Annotated in this window: 14 protein-coding genes; 13 read left to right on the forward strand and 1 reads right to left on the reverse strand. The window is 70.7% G+C overall.

All coding sequences use genetic code 11. From position 1 onward, the window contains the following. The first annotated feature begins 7 nt into the window (after positions 1 to 7). From AB0K02_RS27440 to AB0K02_RS27495, 12 genes are all read left to right on the forward strand, one after another. A complete protein-coding gene (locus AB0K02_RS27440; RefSeq protein WP_365995206.1) occupies positions 8 to 2,341 on the forward strand; it encodes a hypothetical protein in 2,334 nt (777 codons plus the stop codon). Between the two features lie 28 nt (positions 2,342 to 2,369). Then, positions 2,370 to 3,038, forward strand: a complete 669-nt coding sequence (locus tag AB0K02_RS27445) for a hypothetical protein (protein ID WP_365995207.1) — start codon at positions 2,370 to 2,372, stop codon at positions 3,036 to 3,038. 430 nt (positions 3,039 to 3,468) lie between these two features. Beyond that, positions 3,469 to 4,008 carry a TIGR00730 family Rossman fold protein gene (locus AB0K02_RS27450; RefSeq protein WP_365995208.1) on the forward strand — a complete coding sequence of 180 codons (540 nt, stop codon included), beginning with the start codon at positions 3,469 to 3,471 and terminating at the stop codon, positions 4,006 to 4,008. Positions 4,009 to 4,015: 7 nt separating this feature from the next. Then, complete coding sequence (locus AB0K02_RS27455) at positions 4,016 to 4,714, forward strand: SDR family oxidoreductase (RefSeq protein ID WP_365995209.1); 699 nt, start codon at positions 4,016 to 4,018, stop codon at positions 4,712 to 4,714. Positions 4,715 to 4,762: 48 nt separating this feature from the next. After that, a complete protein-coding gene (locus AB0K02_RS27460) occupies positions 4,763 to 5,776 on the forward strand; it encodes a methionine synthase (RefSeq protein ID WP_365995210.1) in 1,014 nt (337 codons plus the stop codon). A gap of 30 nt (positions 5,777 to 5,806) precedes the next feature. Next, a complete protein-coding gene (gene ligA / locus AB0K02_RS27465; protein WP_365995211.1) occupies positions 5,807 to 7,990 on the forward strand; it encodes an NAD-dependent DNA ligase LigA in 2,184 nt (727 codons plus the stop codon). 362 nt (positions 7,991 to 8,352) lie between these two features. Next, the gene (locus AB0K02_RS27470) at positions 8,353 to 10,482 is read left to right on the forward strand and encodes a bifunctional diguanylate cyclase/phosphodiesterase (RefSeq protein ID WP_365995212.1); all 2,130 of its coding nucleotides are present in this window, start codon (positions 8,353 to 8,355) and stop codon (positions 10,480 to 10,482) included. A 616-nt stretch (positions 10,483 to 11,098) separates the two neighbouring features. Further along, positions 11,099 to 11,395 carry an Asp-tRNA(Asn)/Glu-tRNA(Gln) amidotransferase subunit GatC gene (gatC, locus tag AB0K02_RS27475; protein WP_016642027.1) on the forward strand — a complete coding sequence of 99 codons (297 nt, stop codon included), beginning with the start codon at positions 11,099 to 11,101 and terminating at the stop codon, positions 11,393 to 11,395. Between the two features lie 4 nt (positions 11,396 to 11,399). Beyond that, positions 11,400 to 12,893, forward strand: coding sequence for an Asp-tRNA(Asn)/Glu-tRNA(Gln) amidotransferase subunit GatA (gene gatA, locus AB0K02_RS27480; RefSeq protein WP_365995213.1), 1,494 nt, complete (start codon positions 11,400 to 11,402; stop codon positions 12,891 to 12,893). Next, positions 12,890 to 13,132 carry a hypothetical protein gene (locus tag AB0K02_RS27485; protein ID WP_177147715.1) on the forward strand — a complete coding sequence of 81 codons (243 nt, stop codon included), beginning with the start codon at positions 12,890 to 12,892 and terminating at the stop codon, positions 13,130 to 13,132. Before gatA ends, AB0K02_RS27485 begins: the two co-directional genes overlap by 4 nt. Positions 13,133 to 13,148: 16 nt before the next feature. After that, positions 13,149 to 14,657 carry an Asp-tRNA(Asn)/Glu-tRNA(Gln) amidotransferase subunit GatB gene (gatB, locus tag AB0K02_RS27490; protein ID WP_365995214.1) on the forward strand — a complete coding sequence of 503 codons (1,509 nt, stop codon included), beginning with the start codon at positions 13,149 to 13,151 and terminating at the stop codon, positions 14,655 to 14,657. 517 nt (positions 14,658 to 15,174) lie between these two features. Continuing rightward, positions 15,175 to 15,312 carry a hypothetical protein gene (locus tag AB0K02_RS27495; RefSeq protein ID WP_365995215.1) on the forward strand — a complete coding sequence of 46 codons (138 nt, stop codon included), beginning with the start codon at positions 15,175 to 15,177 and terminating at the stop codon, positions 15,310 to 15,312. Between the two features lie 15 nt (positions 15,313 to 15,327). Here the strand turns inward: AB0K02_RS27495 and AB0K02_RS27500 are convergent, their stop codons facing one another. Next, positions 15,328 to 16,227, reverse strand: a complete 900-nt coding sequence (locus AB0K02_RS27500; RefSeq protein WP_365995216.1) for a hypothetical protein — start codon at positions 16,225 to 16,227, stop codon at positions 15,328 to 15,330. Between the two features lie 273 nt (positions 16,228 to 16,500). Here AB0K02_RS27500 and AB0K02_RS27505 point away from each other — a divergent pair, with 273 nt between their 5' ends. After that, positions 16,501 to 18,594, forward strand: a complete 2,094-nt coding sequence (locus AB0K02_RS27505; protein ID WP_365995217.1) for a phosphocholine-specific phospholipase C — start codon at positions 16,501 to 16,503, stop codon at positions 18,592 to 18,594. Positions 18,595 to 18,779 lie beyond the last annotated feature (185 nt).

Raw genomic sequence — 18,779 nt, forward strand, 5'->3', positions numbered from 1 at the left:
AAGCGCCATGCTGACTTTCGTCGAAGTCGTCAACGCGCCTGTCGGCAAGCTGAAGGAAGCTGCGGACGACTGGTCGGAAATGGTGGCCAAGTTGGAGAAGCTCGCCGACGACGCCCGGCAGGGCATGAAGGCGAAATCCGACAAGGCTCGATGGCAGGGCGCCAACTCAGATGTGACCAGGCCCTTCATCGCCAAGACAGCCAACGAGTTCGACGATGCTGCCGCACAGGCCAAGGGCATCAAACTGCTGCTCGGGGAAGCTCACACCGCATTCAAGACGGCCAAGGACGCATTGGTCAGGATCAGGGACGAGGACGGGCCCGCCGCGGGCATCCATGTGAACGCCAACGGCAAGGTCACGCCTCGGCACGATCTGGAGGAGAACGAGGCGGCTCGGAACGACACGGATCGCGCCCTGTACCAGGAAGCCGTGCGAAAGCAGAAGGAAGCCGTCGCCTCCTGGCAGAAGAGGATTGATCAGATCGTCGATGACTGTTCCGACGCCGACGAATCACTGAAGCGCGCCCTCGCGGCTAACGTGACGGATGACCACAACTTCACCGCCCCCAAGTACAAGAGCCTGGACCAGGAAGAGGCCGCTCATGCCGCTGCTCTTGCCGCCAAGGGGCGTGATATCACGCACACCGAGCTCCAGGCGCTCAATGAACTGCTGCACGACAACAGCAAGTCGCTGGAGTTCTCGAAGAACTTCTACGAAAAGCTCGGACCCGAGAAGTCGTTGTCGTTCTTCGGTCAGCTCTCCACGGACACCTACGAATACGGAAAGCTCGACAAGGAGCGCCTGAAGGACGTCCAGGCCCTGCAGAAGAATCTCGGCCTCACCCTCGCCACCGCCTCCCACGACAAGACCTTCACCGCTGAGTGGGGTCCGGAACTGCGCAAGCTCGGTACTGAGCGCATCCCGCTGGCCAAGCACGACTACAACGGCCCCTTCGGCTACCAGCTGCTCGGCGGCATCATGCGGTACGGGAACTACGACGCGAAGTTCCTCAGCCCGATCGCCGAGCACGTGGCGCAGCTGCACGCCAAGGACCCTTACATGTTCGCCGAGAACAAGATGGTGAACAGCCCCTTCAAGAACCCGTTCAACCCGTCCGGCGTCAACGGATCCGGCTACGATCCGACCGTCGCGATGCTGGAAGCCCTGGGGCACAGTCCGGACGCGGCCAAGCACTTCTTCACGGATCCGCCGACGGCCTACGACGAGGACGGGACGGTCAACAAGGGGGCTACTGCCGAACTGGGGAAGGATAAGGATGGGAAGTCGTTCACGACCTACCTCGACTTCTTCACGGACAAGGACTGGAAGTCCTTCGGCGACGTTGACACCCTTGGCCCGGATGAGCTCAAAGGGTCCCTCAGTGACCTTCCGGACGCGCTCGGACACGCTCTTGAAGCAGGTGCCCTCGGATATGCCTGGGACGACCCGTATCCGACGCCGGTCCGCGATGCGTCCACTACCGAGGTCATGAAACAGGTGGTCGAGAAGTATGCGAACGACGGTGCCCTGCTGAAGCAACATGAGGCGCTCGCTGACAGCGTGGGCAACATGACTGCAGGCTATGTGAACGACATCAACTGGGCGCTTGACAAGGGTGAATCCGGGAGCATTTTCGCGCCGACCGCGAACGCAGAGAATCACCTCAGCCTGGCCAGAGGAACGGCCCGAAGTCTGCTCAGTGTGCTCGGTCAGTACCCCGATGCCTACGCCACCGTCTCCAAGGCCAACGAGATCTATACGACCAGTGTGCTCGAGGCGCAGGTCAACGAGAACGGGAAGATCGACACCGGCCGAGCCCGTTCCGCAGTGCACACCGGAGCAGAGCTGCAGGGCATGCTCGACAAGTCCCGCGCTGATCAGGTCGAGGCGACCAATCTGAAGACGCACGAGGAGTACCAGAAGGAGGTGCAGACGCGGTCCTGCTGGGTCCAGTTTGGTGCCACGACCGCCCTGGCCGCAGGTGTCGCCTTCCTCCCAGCGACCGCCGCCGTCGGTGCCGCGGCCGTGCTCGTCCCGCTGGCCACGGACACGGCCAGCGGTGCGGTCGGGCAGGTCATCGGCCAGGTCGTCGGAGACGTCTCAGACAAGTCGATTGACGAGCACAAGAACAATTTGGAGGAGCTCACGCGGGAGGAGAAGACCAGGGTGTACACCGGCGGCGAGGGAATGGCAGAGGCCCCGATAACGGGGTTCCTCCGGTACCACGGGATCGACTACAACAGCAATTTCGGTCAGGATTTGAAGGAATCCATGCGCGTGGGCTATGGCACCGGCAACGACCGCGAGGATCAGCAGGGCGCAGATCCCGAGACGGGCTGACACGCCGCGGTGAAGAAGGAGTAGGTACGTGAGATCCGCATGGGTGAGCATGGCCTTTGCTGTCGGCGTGGCACTGCTGCTGGGGGCCATGACTGCGGCCTGTGGAGGCGAGGAGTCCGATGAGCCGCCGCTCTACGTGGTCGCGTCCGACGTATGTGACGGTGTGTTCCAGGAGAAGAGGGCCTCCGAAGCAGTCGAGCGCATCCTTGGTTCCGGACCGTACGGGAGCGCCGGCCGTGATGCCGTCAAGCGGGTTGCCGATGCCCTTCGGGACGGATTCGCATCCGGTCGCTCCTGGAGCAGTGCCACCGAGTTGTGCCCGCTTGCACCGAAGCGGTCGCGGACCCTGGACCAAGGGTCGCTTGCGTTCTCGATCTATGACCCTTCCGATGTGGGGACCGGGAAGCTGCCCGCCGGTGCCCGGTTCTACGCGATGGGCGAAGAGGCTGTTGCGGGGCCCGGTATGGCGGAGATCTACTTCACCTGCGCGAGCCCTGACCTGGAGGGGTCGACAGACGGCCCTCTCAGGGTCCAGGGGCGCCTCAGTCTCGGTTCCGGCCTCGAGAAGGACTCCGATGAGCACCGTGAGGCCGGTCTGACCGTCGTCCATGCTGCGTCCCTCGCCGTGGCCGAGGAACTGGAATGCAAGGACAACGGCGGACTGCCTCAGCAGCCGGTGCTGACCGAAGCTCCGTAATCGCACTCATCCGATGTGCGGTGCCCTCCGAAGGGGCGCGGCCCGGTCAGGACGGGCCTGCGAGACGGGTGGCAGCCAGCGCCCTCTACCCCGTCACGCCCCGAAAAAGTTGATCAGCGGCGCCGCCAGCACATGCGGCGCCACCTCGTGCGTCCGGCCCGTCAGGGTCCGGTGGCGGCCGTGGGGGAGTGCCGCCGCGACCGCGGGTGCCGGCCTGCCGCGTCCCGGCCGGGCTCGCCCCGCCGTCGACGCCAACGCCACTGCGCCGCCGCGCAGTTCACAGACGATGCGTGTGCCGTCCGCCGATTCGGTCCTGTTGAGCGTCCTGCTCGGGTTCTCCACGAGGGGGCAGACCGGGTCGCCCGGCACCACTCATCGGTGGCGGTGAAAACATTTCCGGAGAGCTTCCGGGCGCCCGTACGGTGGGCGCATGAACATCTGCGTCTTCCTCTCCGCCGCCGATCTCGACGACCGCTACACCCGCCCCGCGCGCGAGTTCGCCGAGCTCATCGGCAAGGGCGGCCACACCCTGGTGTGGGGCGGTTCCGACGTGGGGCTGATGAAGGTCGTCGCGGACGGGGTCGAGGAGGCGGGCGGCCGGCTGGTCGGCGTGTCGGTGGAGTTCCTGCAGTCCAAGGCGCGGGCCACCGCCGACGAGATGGTCATCGCCAAGGACCTCGCCGAGCGCAAGGCGCTGCTTCTGGCCAAGTCCGACGCGATCGTCATCATGGTCGGCGGCACCGGGACGCTGGACGAGGCCACCGAGATCCTGGAGCTCAAGAAGCACGGCCACCACACCAAGCCCGTGGTCCTGCTGAACGCAGCCGGCTTCTACGACGGGCTGAAGGAGCAGTTCCAGCGGATGGAGGACGAGGGGTTCCTGCCGGTTCCCCTGGCCGACCTGGTGTTCTTCGCCGAGGACGGAGTGGCCGCCATGGCCTACCTGGAGGAGAGCCTCGGCATCCGCTAGTGCGAGCATGGCGGGCATGGCTACACATCTGATCACCGGCGCGGGATCCGGCATCGGCGCGGCGGTCGCCCGCAGGCTGCACGAGCGGGGCGACGAGCTCGTCCTCGTGGCACGGGACGCGGGCCGCGCCAAGGAGCTCACGGTGCGGTACCCCGGTGCCCGCACCCTCGTCGCCGACCTCGCCGAGCCCGACCGCATCTCCTGGGCGCTCGGCCACCAGACACTGCCCGAGCGCATCGACTCGCTGCTGCACAGCGCCGGCATCGTCGACCTCGGCCAGGTCGGCGAGCTGACCCCCAAGACGTGGCGCCACCAGCTGAACGTCAACCTGATCGCGCCCGCCGAGCTGACCCGCCTGTTCCTGCCCCAGTTGCGTGTGGCCCGGGGCCATGTCGTCTTCGTCAACTCCGGCGCCGGACTGAACGCCCACGCCGAATGGAGCGCCTACGCGGCCTCCAAGCACGGGCTCAAGGCGCTGGCCGACTCGCTGCGGCAGGAGGAGCACGCGGCCGGCGTGCGGGTGACCTCGGTGTACCCGGGCCGCACCGCGAGCCCGATGCAGGCCAAGGTCCACGCCCAGGAGGGCAAGGAGTACGACCCGCAGCGCTGGATCGACCCCGAGTCGGTCGCCACGACGATCCTCACGGCCCTCGACCTGCCGCGCGACGCCGAGATCAACGACCTGACGGTGCGGCCGGGCCGCTGAGGGGAGTGGGCCCGCGCCGGAGCCGCGCGGGCCACGTACGCTTCCCGCGTGAGCGAGAAACAGGACTTCACCTGGGGAGCGGCGACCGGCGTCGGCTCCATGCCCGGCTCGGACGCCCGGGAGACCGCGCGGACCGTCACCGGGTCCTTCGAGGACTTCCCGTACCTCGCCGAGCTGCCCGCCCGCGGGCCCGGCGCCGACATGATCGGGCGCACCATCGGGCTGCTCGTCGAGATGTACGCCCATGTCGAGCCCAGCGGCTGGCGCGTCAGCGACCGGCCGGGCCGCGACACCCGCCGCGCGCACTCGTGGCTGGGCGAGGACCTGGACGCGCTGGAGGAGTTCACGCAGGGGTACGAAGGCCCGCTCAAGGTGCAGGCGGTCGGCCCCTGGACGCTCGCCGCGTCCCTCGAACTGCGCGGCGGCGAGGCGGCGCTGGGCGACCCCGGCGCCTGCCGGGACCTCGCCGCGTCGCTCGCCGAAGGACTGCGCGGTCACCTGGCCGACGTCCGCCGCAGGGTGCCCGGCGCGCAGGTCGTGCTCCAGCTCGACGAGCCGTCCCTGACCGCCGTGCTGCGCGGGCGGATCCGCACGGCGAGCGGCTACCGCACCCACCGTGCCGTGGACCGCCAGATCGTCGAGAGCGCGCTGCGCGACGTCGTCGCGGTCACGGACGGTCCGGTGGTGGTGCACTCGTGCGCCCCCGATGTGCCGTTCGCGCTGCTGCGCCGCGCCGGGGCGCACGGGATCTCGTTCGATTTCGGCCTGCTCACCGAGCGTGAGGAGGAGGTGATCGGTGAGGCCGTCGAAGGCGGCACCAAGCTCTTCGCGGGCGTCGTCCCCTCCACCGAGGCCGCATCGGCGGGATTGTCAGTGGGCGCCGATATCGTCAAGGGTGTACGGACACTGTGGCGCAGGCTGGGGCTGAATCCGGGGAGTCTCTCCGAGTCGGTCGTGATCACCCCTTCCTGCGGCCTCGCCGGCGCGTCCCCCGCGTACGCACGCGCGGCGCTCGCCCACTGCGTCCGGGCCGCGAGATCGCTCGCGGACAACCCTGAGTAACGGGTGCACGGCAGACGGAAGGACGAAACGGTGGCTGGCGAACAGCAGACGGCACTGCCCGCCGATGTGCGGGAGCAGCATGCCCAACTCGCCGAGCAGATCGAGGAGCACCGCTTCCGGTACTACGTGAAGGATGCCCCGGTCGTCTCCGACGCGGAGTTCGACAGGCTCATGCGCGAGCTGGAGGCGATCGAGGAGCAGTACCCGGCACTGCGCACCCCCGAGTCGCCGACCCAGAAGGTCGCGGGGGCCTACGAGACGGAGTTCACGGCCGTCCAGCACCGCGAGCGGATGCTGTCGCTGGACAACGCCTTCGACGACGAGGAGCTGGCCGCCTGGGCGGACCGCGTCGCCAAGGAGGTCGGCACCTCGGCGTACCACTTCCTGTGCGAGCTCAAGGTCGACGGCCTCGCCGTCAACCTGACGTACGAGAAGGGGCGCCTCACGCGCGCGGCCACGCGCGGCGACGGCCGCACGGGCGAGGACATCACGCCGAACATCCGCACCATCTCGGACGTGCCCGACCGGCTGAAGGGCGACCACATCCCGGACGTCGTCGAGATCCGCGGCGAGGTCTACTTCCCGATGGAGAAGTTCGAGGAGCTCAACGCCCGCCTGGTGGAGGCCGGTGACAAGCCGTTCGCCAACCCGCGCAACGCGGCGGCGGGTTCGCTGCGCCAGAAGGACCCGAAGATCACCGCCACACGCCCGCTGCACATGGTGGTGCACGGCATCGGCGCGCGCGAAGGGCTGGAGATCAGCCGGCTGTCGGAGGCGTACGGGCTGCTGCGCGAGTGGGGCCTGCCGACGGCCCGGCACAACAAGGTCGTCGACGACATCGACGGCGTACGGGAGTTCATCGCGTACTTCGGCGAGAACCGGCACTCGGTGGAGCACGAGATCGACGGCGTGGTCGTCAAGCTCGACGAGATCCCGCTCCAGGGCCGGCTCGGTTCCACCTCGCGGGCGCCGCGCTGGGCGATCGCCTGGAAGTACGCGCCGGAGGAGGTCAACACCAAGCTGGTCAACATCCGGGTCGGCGTGGGCCGGACGGGCCGGGTGACGCCCTACGCGCAGGTGGAGCCGGTCACGGTCGCGGGTTCGGAGGTCGAGTTCGCCACGCTGCACAACCAGGACGTGGTCAAGGCCAAGGGCGTCCTCATCGGGGACACGGTCGTGCTGCGCAAGGCCGGCGACGTCATCCCGGAGATCCTGGGGCCGGTCGCGGACCTGCGGGACGGCACGGAGCGGGAGTTCGTCATGCCCGCCGACTGCCCCGAGTGCGGGACGCCGCTGCGGCCGATGAAGGAGGGCGACGTGGACCTGCGCTGCCCGAACGGCCGCACGTGCCCGGCGCAGCTGCGTGAACGTCTCTTCTACCTCGCCGGGCGCAAGTGCCTCGACATCGAGAACTTCGGCTATGTGGCCGCGGCCGCGCTGACCAAGCCCCTGGAGCCGGCCGAGCCGCCGCTGGTGGACGAGGGCGACCTGTTCGATCTCACCATCGAGCAGCTGCTGCCCATCAAGGCGTACGTCCTGGACCAGGACAGCGGCCTGCCCAAGCGTGACCCCAAGACCGGCGAGGAGAAGGTCGCCACGGTCTTCGCCAACCAGCAGGGCGAGCCGCGCAAGAACGCCCTGGCCATGCTGGAGAACATCGCGGCGGCCAAGCGGCGGCCGCTCGCCCGGATCATCACCGGCCTGTCCATCCGTCATGTCGGCCCGGTGGCGGCGGAGGCGCTCGCGCGCGAGTTCCGCTCGATCGACCGCATCGAGCAGGCGAGCCAGGAGGAGCTGGCAGCGGTCGAGGGCGTCGGCCCGACCATCGCGGCCTCCCTCAAGCAGTGGTTCGAGGAGGACTGGCACCGGGAGATCCTGCGCAAGTGGCGTGCGGCGGGCGTCCTGCTGGAGGCGGAGACGACCGGCGAGGAGGAAGGACCGCGCCCGCTGGCCGGGTTGACGGTCGTCGTCACCGGCACTTTGGAGCACCACACGAGGGATGGCGCAAAAGAGGCGCTCCAGAGCCTCGGAGCGAAAGTGGCCGGTTCCGTTTCCAAGAAGACCAGCTTCGTGGTGGTCGGTGACAACCCCGGGTCGAAGTACGACAAGGCCGTGCAGCTCAAGGTGCCCGTGCTGAACGAAGAGGGCTTCGCGGTCCTGCTGGAGCAGGGTCCGGATGCGGCCCGTGAGGCGGCAGTGACCGAAGAGGCATGACACGCCAGGAAAATGACGGTTCCTCCCGGGGCGCACGGGGAGCCCGGAAGGGGCGCGCGGGGCTGGAAAGCGACGCGTGGAGCGCCGGTGGAACGGCCAGTACAGGTCACCCGTTCAGCGCATATCAGATGGATGAGGATGGCCGGGTCGCATTCGGGCAAGAGCTGTAGAGCGCTGCCCGTCCGAGCCTCCTGCCGCCTACTGTTGAGACGTGCGCCTGTCGTGCACGGCTGCGTGGTGGGATTTCAGTCGTGGTGGCATGACAACGGGAGCCATCGCCCGGTCCCGTCCTGTTCGATCCAGCCCGGCAGGATCGACGGGGCGGGACCGCATCGGCACCGCCGGCTGTGAGAGGGACGGGAATGAAACCGACCGAGAGCGCCGCCCCGGCCCCACGGCCGCGTGCCTTCGCGGCCCTGGTGGGCCGGACCCCCGGGCTGCCCGCGGCCGTCGTCGCGGGCGCCGGGCTCGTGCTCGTGACCGGAGTCGTCACCACGGTACGCGAAGGGCACGCCCTGTTCCCCGGTTCCGCCGAGGGCTGGTCCCTCGCGCTGCTCACCGGGATCATCGTCGGCCATCTCGTCGCACTCGGCCGCGACCGCTGGTGGGGCGGGACCGGCTCGGGCGCCGCGCTCACCCTGGCCGTCCTGCTGCTGTTCGGCTGGGTGCCCGCCGGGCTCGTCAGCCTCTCGGTCGTCGCCCTCGTGGGCGCAGCGTGCCGCGGCAGGTGGCGCCAGGGCCTGTTGCACGGCGCCGTCGACATCCTGGGGATCGGCGCCGCGGCGCTCGCACTCGCCGCCTTCGGAGTCGTCCCCACCGTCGAGGAGCCGTGGGATCCGCTCGGCTGGGAGGTCGAGGCGGCACCCGAGGTCATGCTCGCCGCCACCGCCTATCTCGCCGTCACCCGCCTTCTGTTGTGGTACGTCCTCGCCCCGCAGGGCGGCGGACTGCCCACCGTCGCCCGCACCGCTCTGCTCCGGCAGGGACTGGTCGCCCTCGCCCTCGTCGGCATCGCCCCGCTCATCAGCGTCGTCACGGTGGCCATGCCCGTGCTCCTGCCGCTGTTCGCCGTACCGCTGATCGCGCTCGACTCCACCCTGTGGATCGCCAGGGCCCGCGCCGAGGAGCAACTGCGCGACCCCCTCACCGGGCTGCCCAACCGTCAGTGGCTGCTGGAGCGCACCTGGTCCGCGCTGGAGGACGCCGAGAGCTCCGGCGCGCGCTCGGCCCTCGTCCTCATCGACCTCGACCGCTTCCGGGCGGTCAACGACACCCTCGGCCATCTCGCGGGGGACAGGCTGCTGCTCCAGATCGCCGAGCGGCTCGGGCTCGCGCTGCCGCGCGGGGCCGAGGCGGCGCGGCTCGGCGGCGACGAGTTCGCCGTGCTGCTGCCCACGGCCGACTCCACGACCAGCGCGCAGCGCGTCGCCCGCCATCTCGTCGCCGAACTGTCCTCGCCGCTCGACCTGGACGGGCTCACCCTCGTGCTGGAGGCGAGCGCCGGACTCGCCGTCTTCCCCGACCACGCCCTCGACGCCGAGGGACTGCTGCGCCGCGCGGACGTCGCGATGTACCAGGCGAAGCGGGACCGCACGGGAGTCGAGGTGTACGAGTCGAAGCGCGACAGCAACACCCCCGACCGGCTCGGCCTCCTCGGCGATCTGCGCCGGGCGCTGGACGCGGGCGAGGTCGAGCTGCACTACCAGCCCAAGGTCCGCTTCGACGGGCACGTCTCGGGGCTGGAGGCCCTGGTGCGCTGGGTGCACCCGGAGCGGGGACGGGTCCCGCCGGACGAGTTCATCGCCATCGCCGAGTCCTCGGGTCTGATGCCCCACCTGACGGAGTACGTCCTCGAGACGGCCCTCGCGCAGGTCGCGCAGTGGCGGGCGCAGGGGCTCACGGTCCCGGTCGCCGTCAACGTCTCGCCCCGCGACGTCCACACCCCCGGCTTCGCCGGCGCGGTCGCCGCCCGGCTCGCGCGGCACGGGGTCCCGCCGGGGGCGCTCCAGCTGGAGATAACGGAGCACGTTCTCCTGGAGGACCCGCAGCGGGCCGCCGACACGCTGGCCGGGCTCGCCGACCACGGCGTGAAGATGTCCCTGGACGACTTCGGCACGGGCTACTCCTCGCTGGTGCACCTGCGCCGGCTCCCGGTCAGCGAGCTGAAGATCGACCGGTCCTTCGTGGCGCGGCTCGCCGTGGACGCCGAGGACGCCGAGATCGTCCGCTGCACCGTGGACCTCGCCCACTCGCTCGGCCTGCTCGTCGTCGCGGAGGGCGTCGAGGACGACGAGACGTGGGAGCGGCTGCGGGACCTGGGCTGCGACGCGGTGCAGGGGTGGCTGGTGGCGGCGGCGATGCCGCCCCAGGAGACGACGGCGTGGCTTCTGGCCAGGGGCGAGCGGGGCTGGCACCGCCCGGCGCTCCCGGCGGGGGAACGGCCGCCGTCGCCCAACGGCGCCAAGCGCACACCGGGCCACGCGGTTCCGTAGCCCGGGGCCGCCCGATGCGCGGTGGCACGCCACGGCCGCCTGACGCGCGGTGGCACGTCACGGTCGCCCGATGCGCGGTGGCATGCCACGGCTGCCCGATGCGCGGTGGCATGCCACGGCTGCCCGATGCGCGGTGGCACGTCACGGTCGCCTGACGCGCGGTGGCACGTCACGGTCGCCCGATGCGCGGTGGCACGTCACGGTCGCCTGACGCGCGGTGGCACGTCACGGTCGCCCGATGCGCGGTGGCATGCCACGGCTGCCCGATGCGCGGTGGCGCGCGACCGTCGCGGCGCCGGTACGCCCCGGGCGCGAGGCCGCCGCCGTGGACAGCGTGTGGGGCCCGCACGGGCGGGGCAGCCGTACCCCCGAGGGCGCGAGGCCGGCTCGCCCGCGGTGCCGGCCCGTGCGACGGCAACGGCGCGCAGCCGCACGCCCCGGGCGCGGGCGTCGGCCGCGGCGGAGGTCGGCGCGGGGCCGGGGGCGGCCATCGGCCGCGGTGGGCGGTGGCCCGGGGCCAGGGGCGGGCGCCCTGGAGCAAACCGTTTCACGGTCACCCCGCCCCGCCCCATAGGATTGGGCCAAAACCATCACACTCACCCCTGAGGATCGCTGCATGCCTGGCATCACGCGCGAGGAGGTCGCCCACCTCGCCCGGCTGGCGCGTCTCGAGCTGAAGGACGAAGAGCTCGACCACTTCGCCGGACAGCTCGACGACATCATCGGCGCGGTCGCCCGCGTCTCCGAGGTCGCCGACCAAGACGTACCCCCGACCTCCCACCCGCTGCCGCTGACCAACGTCATGCGCGCGGACGAGGTCCGTCCGTCGCTCACCCCCGAGCAGGCGCTCTCCGGCGCCCCGGCCCAGGAGCAGCAGCGTTTCAAGGTGCCGCAGATCCTGGGGGAGGACTAATCACATGACGGACATCATCAGGCTCACCGCCGCCGAGACCGCCGAGAAGATCGCCGCGGGCGAGCTCACGGCCGTCGAGGTCACCGAGGCCCACCTGGCCCGTATCGAGGCCGTCGACGAGAAGGTCAACGCCTTCCTGTACGTCGACCGCGAGGGCGCCCTCGCGCAGGCCCGCGCCGTCGACGAGAAGCGGGCCAGGGGCGAGAAGCTCGGCCCGCTCGCCGGCGTGCCGCTCGCGCTCAAGGACATCTTCACCACCGAGGGCATCCCGACCACCGTCGGGTCCAAGATCCTCGAGGGCTGGATCCCGCCGTACGACGCGACCGTGACCAAGAAGCTCAAGGCCGCCGACGTCGTCATCATCGGCAAGACCAACATGGACGAGTTCGCCATGGGGTCCTCGACCGAGAACAGTGCGTACGGCCCGACGGGCAACCCCTGGGACCTGACCCGCATCCCGGGCGGCTCCGGCGGCGGTTCGGCCGCCGCGCTGGCCGCCTTCCAGGCCCCGCTCGCCATCGGCACGGACACCGGCGGATCGATCCGCCAGCCCGCCGCCGTCACCGCGACCGTCGGCGTCAAGCCGACCTACGGCGGCGTGTCCCGCTACGGCATGGTGGCGTTCTCCTCGTCCCTCGACCAGGGCGGCCCCTGTGCCCGTACGGTCCTCGACGCGGCCCTGCTGCACCAGGTCATCGCCGGTCACGACCCGCTCGACTCGACGTCCATCGACGCCCCGGTCCCGCCGGTCGTCGAGGCCGCCCGCAACGGCTCCGTCCAGGGCATGCGCGTCGGCATCGTCAAGCAGTTCCGCGGCGAGGGCTACCAGGCCGGTGTCCTGCAGCGCTTCGACGAGTCCGTCGAGCTGCTCAAGGAGCTCGGGGCGGAGATCGTCGAGCTGGACTGCCCGTCCTTCGACCTGGCACTCGCCGCGTACTACCTGATCGCGCCCTCCGAGTGCTCCTCCAACCTCGCCCGCTTCGACGCCATGCGCTACGGCCTGCGCGTCGGCGACGACGGCACGAAGTCCGCCGAGGACGTCACCGCGCTCACCCGCGAGGCCGGCTTCGGCCCCGAGGTCAAGCGCCGCATCATGCTCGGCACGTACGCGCTCAGCTCCGGCTACTACGACGCGTACTACGGCTCCGCCCAGAAGGTCCGCACCCTCATCACCCGGGACTTCGAGAAGGCGTTCGAGAGCGTCGACGTCATCGTCTCCCCGACGACGCCGACCACCGCCTTCCCGATCGGCGAGCGCGCCGACGACCCGATGGCGATGTACCTCGCGGACCTGTGCACCATTCCGACCAACCTGGCCGGCAACGCGGCGATGTCCCTGCCGTGCGGTCTCGCGCCCGAGGACGGCCTGCCTGTCGGCCTGCAGATCATCGCCCCCGCCATGAAGGACGACCGGCTGTACAAGGTCGGTGCCGCCGTCGAGGCGGCCTTCGTGGAACGCTGGGGTCACCCGCTGCTCGAGGAGGCTCCGTCGCTATGAGTGCCATGGCAAAGAAGGCCAAGAACTTCAAGAAGTCCAAGACCGGGCTGTACGTGTCGCTGGGCACCACCGCCTTCGGTGCGATCAGCGTCGCCAAGCAGGCCAAGCTGGCCCGCGAGGACGGTGATCTCCTGCGGCTCGTCGACGCCGCCGTGTCCGCCGCCGCGATCGTCACCGGCCTGGCCATCCTCTACCGCGAGCTGAAGCGGCTCGGCGACGACGACGTCCTGCTGGGCTGAGAGGGAAAGTTTCATCGTGACCGTCACTGAACTGGTGTCGTACGAGGACGCCCTCGCGTCCTACGACCCCGTCATGGGCCTGGAGGTCCATGTCGAGCTCGGCACCAAGACCAAGATGTTCTGCGGGTGCTCCACGGAGCTGGGCGCCGAGCCCAACACGCAGACCTGCCCCACCTGCCTCGGCATGCCCGGCTCCCTCCCGGTCGTCAACGCGACCGCCGTCGAGTCGGCCGTCAAGATCGGCCTCGCGCTGCACTGCGAGATCGCCGAGTGGTGCCGCTTCGCCCGGAAGAACTACTTCTATCCGGACATGCCGAAGAACTTCCAGACCTCCCAGTACGACGAGCCGATCGCCTTCAACGGCTATCTGGACGTCCAGCTGGAGGACGGCGAGGTCTTCCGCGTCGAGATCGAGCGCGCGCACATGGAGGAGGACACCGGCAAGTCGACGCACGTCGGCGGGGCCACGGGCCGCATCCACGGCGCGTCCCACTCCCTGCTCGACTACAACCGCGCCGGCATCCCGCTGATCGAGATCGTCACCAAGCCGATCGTCGGCGCCGGTGAGCGCGCCCCCGAGGTCGCCAAGGCGTACGTCGCCGAGCTGCGCGAGCTCATCCGGGCGCTCGACGTCTCCGAGGCCCGCATGGAGATGGGCCAGATGCGGTGCGACGTGAACCTCTCGCTGATGCCGAAGGGCTCGTCCGCGTTCGGTACGCGCTCCGAGACGAAGAACGTCAACTCGCTGCGCAGCGTCGAGCGTGCGGCCCGGTACGAGATCCAGCGGCACGCCGCGGTGCTCTCGTCCGGCGGCACGATCGTCCAGGAGACCCGCCACTTCCACGAGGACGACGGCTCCACCACGTCGGGCCGTGTGAAGGAGGAGGCGGAGGACTACCGCTACTTCCCCGAGCCGGACCTCGTGCCGGTGGCCCCGGCCCGCGAGTGGGTCGAGGAGCTGCGTGCCGGGCTGCCCGAGCTGCCGCGCGTGCGCCGCAACCGGCTGCGCGAGGAGTGGGGCATCTCCGAGCACGACATGCAGTCCATCCTCAACGCGGGCGCGGTCGACCTGATCGTCGCCACGACCGAAGCGGGCGCCGACGCGGCCGCGGCGCGCAAGTGGTGGATGGGCGAGCTGGCGCGCAACGCCAACGAGCAGGGTGTGGACCTGTCCGCGCTCCCCATCACGCCGGCGCAGGTCGCCCGCGTGACGGCGCTGGTCGCGGCCGGTGACCTCAACGACAAGCTGGCCCGTCAGGTCATCGAGGGCGTCCTCGCCGGCGAGGGCGACCCGGACCAGGTCGTCGAGAAGCGCGGTCTGAAGGTCGTCTCGGACGAGGGCGCGCTCGGCGCGGCCGTCGACGAGGCGATCGCGGGCAACGCGGCGATCGCGGACAAGATCCGCGGCGGCAAGGTCGCGGCGGTGGGCGCGCTGGTGGGCGCGGTCATGAAGACGACCCGCGGCCAGGCGGACGCGGCGCGCGTCAAGGAGCTGATCCTGGAGAAGCTGGGCGTCGAGGCCTGACATCCCTGTCTCCCCGAAGGGCGGTACGCATGGCGTGCCGCCCTTCCGCACGTCCGGGCCGGGCGCCGGGGCAGGGGAGTCCGAGGCACCGGGGCCGGGGCGGCGCCTCCGGCGGACCGGCTGCGGCCGGTGGTCGCGGCACGGGCCCCCGGGCCCGGCCGCGGGGCGGTCCGGCGGCGAGCCGCTTGCACCCTGGTGGTCGTGACACCGCCCTGCGGGTCAACTCCTCAGGCGCCGCACGAGTGTCGGTGTCGGGACACATGTCCTCGGTCGGGCCGCGGTCTCGGCCCGGGATGCCGCCCGCAGGGGGTGCCTGCCACGCCGGCGTGGGAAGTGCGGCCCGTCCGGCCCGGGGCCCCGGGGCGGAGCAGTTCGTCGGGCTCATCCCCCTCGCCGGCGTGCCGAACGGCCTCCAGCCGAAGGCGCGCACGAGTGTCGGTGTCGGGACACATGTCCTCGGTCGGGCCGCGGTCTCGGCCCGGGATGCCGCCCGCAGGGGGGTGCCTGCGACGCCGGCGTGGGAAGTGCGGCCCGTCCGGCCCGGGGCCCCGGGGCGGAGCAGTTCGTCGGGCTCAACCCCCTCGCCGGCGTGCCGAACGGCCTCCAGTCGATGACGGGCTGGCTCGCCCCGGTCACCGGACTGCTCGGCGCGTGAGGGCAGCGGGGAGCGTCAGTGACGTATGCCGAGGCCGGGCAGCCACATCTCGCCGCGGTCCTTGCAACTGACGTCCCGGGCCCGCAGCTCCTCCGGCTCCCTCGTGCCGCGTGCCCTCAGCTCCGCCACCACCAAGTGGGCGAGCGCCGCCGCGTGTTCGCGCTCCGGCTCGGTGAACTCCGTCTGCCACCAGCCCCGGTCGCGTGACTGCCAGCCGCGTGCCCGCATCAGCCGGGCCCGCTCCTCGCCGTCCTCCCCGTCGCGGTCGTCGACCGACGCGTACAGCCCGTCCTCGATGCTGTACGACACGAGGATCCGGCGGCCGCGGTCGGCGGAGCTGGTCACGCAGAAGCTGGCCCAGTCGGTGCCGACCTGCACGGGCAGCTGCTCCACCCATGCCGTGAGGAGCAGTTCGAGCCCGGTCCGGAAGTGATCGAGGGTCGGGGCGAGCCGGCAGCCGGGCCGTGCGAGGGGGCGCTCGCCCGGGCCGCTGCGGTCCAACTGCCAGACGTACGGCAGGAAGTCGAGCCCCTGCGGCTCGTCGCCCGACCAGGCGCCGCCCCACTTGAAGGTGCGGTGCTCCTCGCCCTCCATGGCCTCCGTCTCGTGGACCGACAGCCCCACCTGCCGGTGGTCACCCGCCAGGAGCACCAGCCGGTGACTGTCCCGCCAGCGCACGCTGGGCCCCTGCGACGACCCGCCGTAGAGCGTCGGCTGGCCTATCCGGGCCGTGATCGCCTCGTACACCCCGCGGAACGCCTCCCGGCGCTCGGCGAGCGGGGCGCCGGGTCCGTGCACGAGCACCGGGACGGGGGCGCGGCCCAGATGAGGGCCGGGCGCGTCGTGGAGCATGCGGGCGAACTCCGCCGCGTCCGCGGGCGTCAGTGCCGTCTGATCGATCCCCCTGTAGTCCATGTCGGCCATGGTGCCAGGGCCCACCGACAATTCCGGCGGTCTTGCCGACCGAGTCCGATTTCCGCCGCAGGCCGGCCCCCCGGCACCTGGGCGGTTCCTCTCGGACCGGGGCCCGCTGGCCGGATCTCGCTTGGACTCCCGGCGCGGTCTCTTGGACGTTCACGACGGGGTCGTCACCAGGCCTTCTCCTCGACATCCGCTCTCACTACCGTCCCGCCGTAACCACTCAATGGATCGCAGCGGAACCATTGGTCGACGACGAAGAGGTCGGGCATGTCACCGGAAATCTCACGCAGAAGGATGCTCGCGCTCGGGGGAGGAGCCGTCGGTGCCGCCGCCGTCGGCTCGTTGCTGCCGCCGTCCCTCCAGGCCGCACTGGCCGCCGAACCGCCCACGGGCGGCCTGCGCGCTGTGAAGCACGTGGTGATCCTGATGCAGGAGAACCGTTCCTTCGACCACTACTTCGGTACCTTGCGCGGAGTTCGCGGCTTCGGTGACCGCAACGCCGTCGAACTGCCCTCCGGCAAGCCGGTCTTCGAGCAGCCTGGGCCGAAGGGCCCGGTCCTGCCCTTCCCCGTCCGCGACGCGGCCGAGGCCCAGAAGAAGGACCTCCAGTACATCGGCGACCTCGACCACTCGTGGACCGGTGGCGCCAAGGCCTGGCGGAGCGGCTGGATGGACGGCTGGATCACGGCCAAGACCGCGGCCACCATGGCGTACTACGACCGCCGCGACCTGCCGCTGCACTACGAACTCGCGGACACGTTCACCATCTGCGACGCCTACCACTCCTCCACCCACACCTCGACGAGCCCCAACCGCAACCACCTGTGGAGCGGCTGGACCGGATACGAGGCCGACGGGCGCCGCGCCGTGACGAACGCCGCGTACGCCGAGGGCACCCACCCCGGCTACCCGTGGCCGACGTACGCGGAACGGCTGGAGAGGGCGGGCCGCACCTGGAAGACGTACACCGAGTGGGAGAACTTCACCGACAACAACATCGAGTTCTTCACCACGTTCAAGAAGATCGCGCGCAAGGCGCTGGCGAAGGCCGGTGGCTTCACGTACATGGAGGCCTTCTACGCCAAGGTGCGCGGGACCGCGGACGCCGCCGAGCGCGACCGGCTGCTCGGCGCGCTCGAGGAGGGCGTCACGACCCTGACCGCCGCCGAGCGCTCCCTCTTCGAGCGCGGCCTGCGCCGGGTGGAGACGGGCCGGCTCGCCGACGCCTTCCGGGCCGACGTCGCCGCGGGCACGCTGCCCGAGGTCTCCTACCTCGTGCCGTCCGCCGTCGACTCCGAGCACCCCGGCTCCTCCTCGCCGATCGCCTCCGCCTCGCTCGTCTACAAGGTGCTCGACGCGCTCGCCTCCCACCCGGAGGTGTGGCGGCACACCGTCCTCCTGATCAACTACGACGAGAACGACGGCTTCTTCGACCACGCCCCGCCGCCCGTGCCGCCTGCCGACGACACCGAGGAGCGCTGGCAGGGGCTGCCCACGGGTCTCGGCATCCGGGTGCCGATGCTCGTCGTCTCGCCCTGGTCGGTCGGCGGCTACGTCTGCTCCGAGGTCTTCGACCACACATCGGTGATCAGGCTGCTGGAGAAGTGGACCGGCGTCGATGAGCCCAACATCACGCGCTGGCGGCGTGCGGTGACCGGCGACCTCACCTCGGCGTTCGACTTCGGGCGCGGCAGGCCGCAGCCGGAGGTCGAGCAGCCCGGACCGGTCCCGCCGTTCACGGGGCGCTGGCGTCCGGTGCCGCCGGCGGAGCAGCGCATGCCGGTCCAGGAGCCCGGCACCCGCCCGGCCCGCCCGCTGCCGTACCAGCCCGACGCGCACGGAACGACGGACGGCAGGACGGTCACGGTGGCGCTGCGCAACACCGGGCGCGCGAGCGCGCACTTCGCCCTCTACCCGTACGCCGGCGAGTTCGATGTCCCACAGCACACGGACGTGAAGGGGGAGGCGCAGTGGAGCGTGCCCGTGACCGGTGACCACTATCGCTTCACCGTCACCGGCCCCAACGGCTTCCGCCGGGAGTTCGCCGGGCGGCCCCGGGGAGCCGCCGAGGTCACCTCGCACATCGACCACCACGACCGCGATGTGCACCTCACGCTCCGCAACCACGGCAGTGAGCCGGTGACCTTCACCGTCCGTCCGCTCGGCTACGTCGACGAGGCCGGCCTGCTCACCTGGACCCGCAGCGTCACGGTCAGGCCGGGCCGCAGCCGCACGGTGGTGCACTCCGCCGCCGACGCGCACGGCTGGTACGACATCGAGGTGACCGCCGACGGCGACGAGGGCTTTTGCCGCAGGCTGATGGGCCACATCGAGAACGGGCGCGCCAGCGTCTCCGGCTGACCCCGCGCGGCCTTCGGCCGCTCGTCGCGCGGTGTGCGCACGCGGTGCGCGCAAGCGGGAAGACGACTGACCGTCCCGCTTCCGCGCGGCTGTGTGAGCAACGACACGAAACGGGCAAATGATCATCATTGCCTGCGAGAGTATTCCTCGCAGATCATGAGTTCTTTGCGGGCTGTTCCCGGTCA

This window comes from Streptomyces sp. NPDC049597 (genome assembly GCF_040675505.1).
GTDB lineage: Bacteria > Actinomycetota > Actinomycetes > Streptomycetales > Streptomycetaceae > Streptomyces.